At 54.5% G+C, this 3,268-nt stretch carries 3 protein-coding genes and 1 pseudogene; 3 read left to right on the top strand and 1 reads right to left on the bottom strand.

The window, feature by feature from the left end:
- Positions 1-311 (bottom strand): class I tRNA ligase family protein (locus AC3DKE_RS03265; protein WP_487990062.1); only part of this gene is annotated, 311 nt, incomplete at its 3' end.
- 74 nt (positions 312-385) lie between these two features.
- On the opposite strand from AC3DKE_RS03265, the gene AC3DKE_RS03260 reads away from it, so the two are divergent.
- The 3 genes and pseudogenes from AC3DKE_RS03260 to AC3DKE_RS03250 form a co-directional block, all read left to right on the top strand.
- On the top strand, positions 386-1,786 hold the full coding sequence (locus AC3DKE_RS03260) for a flavin monoamine oxidase family protein (RefSeq protein ID WP_487990061.1): 1,401 nt from the start codon (positions 386-388) through the stop codon (positions 1,784-1,786).
- Positions 1,787-1,948: 162 nt separating this feature from the next.
- Positions 1,949-2,923, top strand: a pseudogene (gene apbC, locus AC3DKE_RS03255) (iron-sulfur cluster carrier protein ApbC); the annotation flags it as partial.
- A 10-nt stretch (positions 2,924-2,933) separates the two neighbouring features.
- Positions 2,934-3,268 (top strand): dCTP deaminase (locus AC3DKE_RS03250; RefSeq protein WP_487990060.1); only part of this gene is annotated, 335 nt, incomplete at its 3' end.

Below are 3,268 nucleotides of genomic sequence, written 5' to 3'. Positions count from 1 at the left end.
GAAAATGCTTCGTTTTCGGGCGAGTGCGTGGAGTGGTAATTATCGAACTCGATATTAAAGCCAGCAAAGTCGCGCTCATGATCAGCTTTGACGTTGGCGATCTGTGCTTCAGGAGACAGGCCATTTTGCTCGGCTTTCAGCATGATGGCCGTACCATGGGCATCATCGGCACAGACATAGCGGCAGTCGTGACCGCGCGAGCGCTGGAAACGCACCCAAATATCGGTCTGAATGTATTCCACCAAATGGCCTAAATGGATAGGGCCGTTGGCATAAGGCAGGGCACTGGTTACCAGTAAGCGACGAGTCATGGCACACTAATTCACAAAATAAATAGGTCGCGCATGATAGCACTGTGTGAGCGCCAACACGGAGTCAGCAGCAGATGAATCAAGTCGATGTGGTGATTGTAGGTGCCGGTTTAGCAGGACTAACGGCGGCTCGGCAATTAGTCGGTACTGGTTTAACAGTGGCCGTGCTGGAGGCCCGTGAGCGTGTCGGTGGCCGCAGTTGGAGCGAATGGCATGAGGGTATGCCGATAGATCGTGGTGGAGCATGGGTCGGGCCAACGCAGTTACGCATGCTGGCCTTGGCAAAAGAATTTAATCTGCAGTTATTGCCCACCAGTCGCACCTTGAAGCAGGTGTATTGCTCCGGTGGCTCGCACAAAATTCATGGCGATAAGGTCTTTGGGCTGATCACTAGTAGCGGTGCGCCGCATGATTGGCGCTTGATTCCCGCATTGTTGCGCATTAGCTGGCAGCTCAATCGGCTCGCCGCTACGGTGCCTGTTGGCGCACCCTGGCAGGCTGCAAAAGCGGCTAAGTGGGATGCTATGAGCTTGGGCGATTGGCTCGATAAGCAGCTGTTTTTATCGCCAACGATTCGCGCCATCGCCGAGGCATCATTTGAAACCTTATGGGGAGCGAATGCGCAGGAGCTGTCGTTTTTATTCGTGCTGCATTACATCGCCTGCGCTGGCGACGAGTATACGCCGGGTAACTTTGAGCGCTTAACAGCGAGCATCGATGGCGCGCAAGACTGTCGTTTTGCCGAAGGCAGTCAGTCGGTGTCGAATGCGCTGGCCGCCGCACTTGGCGAGCGTGTGTATTTCGATGCCGCAGTAGAAAAAATTGATATGCACGGGGCCTATACCGAAATAACGACAAAGCAGGGCGTATGGCGTGCAGCCGATGTCATCGTCGCAGTGCCGCCGCCGCAGCGCCTAAATTTTGCTATCGAGCCGCCATTGCCACTTGAGCAACGCCAGCTTTGCGATGTGTATCGCATGGGGCGCTTAATGAAAGTGGTGGTGCGTTATGAGCGAGCGTTTTGGCAGCAGGCGGGCTTGTCGGGCAATACCATCTTGGCTGACGGCCCGATTAATTTGTTATTTGATGTCTCGACGCCGCACGGCGCAGGTATTTTAGCGTTTATTGGCGGTGAGCATTTAGATGTGTTTTCGCAGCTCAGCGAGGCCGAGCAACGCGAACAAGTGCTCTCAACATTAGTCCGTGCTTTCGGTGAGCAGGCACGTACGCCGCGCGAGCTCATTTCGCAAAATTGGGTTGATGAGCCGTGGAGTGGCGGCGCGCCGACTGGCTATTTAGCCCCTGGTGCATTGATGCGCTATCGCGATGCGTTATCGACGCCACATCATTCCATTATTTGGGCCGGCACTGAGTTGCCGGGGTACTGGACTGGCTATATGGAAGGGGCGGTGCGTTCGGGCGAGCGCGCAGCGGCGGCGGTGATTGGCCGTGCAAGGAGTAGCTTGGTGAGCTAGCATAAGCCCCTTGTTTTTTGCCATTGAGGGGCAATACCCATGCCCATTACCCTAGCGGCAGTTGAAGCCGTACTTGCTGCTCACAGCGATCCCTATTTAGGGGGCGCCGCGAGCTACGCTTTATTGGCGCGCGCTTCAGATACGCAAGTCACCGACGATGGTCGTGTATTTGTACACATCGTTTTGCCGTACCCACATCGTGATCCTGCTGGTGCTTTTGCGGCGCCGCTGGAAGCCGCGTTGCACGTTGCCGGCGCGCGTGATGTTCATATTCGTTGGTCACACGAGATTCCACGTATCAAGCCACAGGGCGAGGTTGCGCCACTGACTTTGGCGCGTAATGTGATTGCCGTGGCTTCTGGCAAAGGCGGCGTTGGTAAGTCCACCACTGCGGTGAATTTGGCCTTAGCTTTGGCGCGCGAAGGTGCAAAGGTCGGCCTGCTCGATGCCGATATTTACGGCCCTAGCTTGCCCACCATGCTCGGCATTGGCATCGGTAAATATCCCGATACCGTCGATGATGCTTGGTTTGTCCCGCATCACGCCCATGGCGTAGATGTCATGTCCATCGGCTTCTTATTGCAAGGCGATAGCCCCGTGGTTTGGCGTGGCCCGAAAGCTACTGGCGCACTGATTCAGCTAGTCTCACAAACACGTTGGTCGAGCTTAGATTATTTGATTGTCGATATGCCGCCGGGCACGGGCGATATCCAGCTAACACTCGCGCAACGAGTGCCAGTCGCTGGCGCAGTAGTAGTGACAACGCCGCAAGATATCGCGACATTAGATGCGAAAAAAGGCATCGAGATGTTCCGTAAAGTCGATATCAATGTGCTCGGCATTGTTGAGAATATGTCACAACATATTTGCACTAACTGCGGCCATACCGAGGCGATTTTCGGCTCTGGCGGTGGTGTGCAAATGGCCGAGCAATACGACGTTGCGCTGCTCGCGCAGCTGCCCTTAGATAAACGTATTCGTGAGCAGACTGATGCCGGTTGCCCAACCGTTGCGGCTGATCCAGACGGCAGTTTAGCGCAGCAATACACTGAGCTAGCGCGTCGCGTCTCCGCGCGCTTGGCCCTTGGTCAACGTGTGGCCGACACTCGAATTCCTTTAAACCCATCATCGAAGTAGTGAGTTAGGCATGAGCATCAAATCAGATCATTGGATCCGCCGTATGGCCGAGCAACAAGGCATGATTGAGCCTTTTGAGCCTGGCCAAGTTCGTCATCAAGATGAGCAGCGCATTATTTCTTACGGCACTTCAAGCTACGGCTACGATGTTCGTTGCGCCAATGAATTCAAGATTTTTACCAATATCAACTCGACTATTGTTGACCCGAAAAACTTCGACGAAAAAAACTTTGTCGATGTCGTTTCCGATGTCTGCATCATTCCGCCGAATAGCTTTGCCTTGGCGCGCACCGTTGAGTATTTCCGCATCCCGCGCAGCACTTTAGTGGTGTGTTTGGGTAAGTC

It is taken from the genome of Paraperlucidibaca sp. (assembly GCF_982810325.1).
Note: the sequence above shows the minus strand (reverse complement) of the source record. Positions and strands in the feature narration are given on the sequence as shown.